The 1,135-nt window shown below is 40.8% G+C and carries 1 protein-coding gene; it reads left to right on the forward strand.

Annotated elements, in window-relative coordinates; genetic code table 11:
- Positions 1–230: 230 nt before the first annotated feature.
- Entirely contained in the window at positions 231–1,100 is an 870-nt protein-coding gene (locus DLD82_RS18105; protein WP_109942529.1) for an Rpn family recombination-promoting nuclease/putative transposase, read from the forward strand.
- Positions 1,101–1,135: the final 35 nt, after the last annotated feature.

Genomic DNA, 1,135 nt, shown 5'->3' on the forward strand with positions numbered 1-1,135 from the left:
TGAAGAAATCAGAAAAATAGTTAAATGAATAATCGGATTGTAACCCTAATTCCCATCGATTTCATATCTTGATCCGAGAATTTTATTCCATTAATACAGGCATTCGATTTTTGTTTTTAAATGTCTCTATCAGAATCATGGAAAGATGCATAAAAAGCCTGACCAATCCGATGTATGAATCATAGATTTCACAAATTTTTTACCCAATTCCATCACACAGGTCAGGGCTCATGGCAGGAATTATTACCAGTCATTCACAGTACCTCTTGTTTCCACAAAATGACTTTGTCTTCAAGGTGCTCTTTGGGTCTGAAGAGTCGAAACATCTGCTTTCATCCCTACTTGGTTCGATCACAGGCGAACAGAAATCAGGCATCACTTTGAAAAACCCATTTCTTCTGCGAAATTATCCGGATGAAAAAGAAGGAGTTCTGGATATCAGACTGACCACGGGGAACGGGGAGCAGGTCTTTATTGAAATGCAGGCAGAACGACACAGAGCCATTCATAAAAGGATGCTTTTTTACTGGGCCAGGGCCTATGGAGCTCAGCTCATAAAGGGGAAGGATTATGATTCATTGAAACGGACTACCGGTATCTGTATTCTTGGTCATCCCTGGTTTAAAGATACTGAACCGGTATGCTGCTTTCATGCGTTGGAAAAGAGCAGGTATGAACCGATCTGTATCGATTTTGAACTTATGTTTATGCAGGTGGGAAACTCTAATAGTAAGCAGGGCATTACTTATAATAACGAACTCAGGGCATGGAGAACATTTTTAGGAGCAGAAACTGAAGAGGAGATGATCATGGCAGCAGAAGCAAGTGAAGCGGTACATGAAGCATACAATAAACTGAAAGTAATCAGCCAGGATCCTGAAATAAGGGCGTATAGCGAAGCACGGGAGTTGTGGCTCATCGATCAGACGATAAGGGAGAATGAGGCAAGAAGAGAGGGGAGAGAAGAAGGCAGAGAAGAGGGGAAAGAAGAAGCAATTCGCGAGATGATTATCAACATGAATAAATCTGGAATGCCCATTGAATCAATTGCCGCAATTGCCAATCTTTCACCTGAAGAAATCAGAAAAATAGTTAAATGAATAATCGGATTGTAACCCTAATTCCCATCGATTTC

It is taken from the genome of Methanospirillum stamsii, assembly GCF_003173335.1.
Taxonomy (GTDB): domain Archaea; phylum Halobacteriota; class Methanomicrobia; order Methanomicrobiales; family Methanospirillaceae; genus Methanospirillum; species Methanospirillum stamsii.

Coding starts and splice junctions, on each gene's coding strand:
- DLD82_RS18105 (WP_109942529.1), top strand. CDS start 231: ATGGCAGGAATTATTACCAGTCATTCACAGTACCTCTTGTTTCCACAA.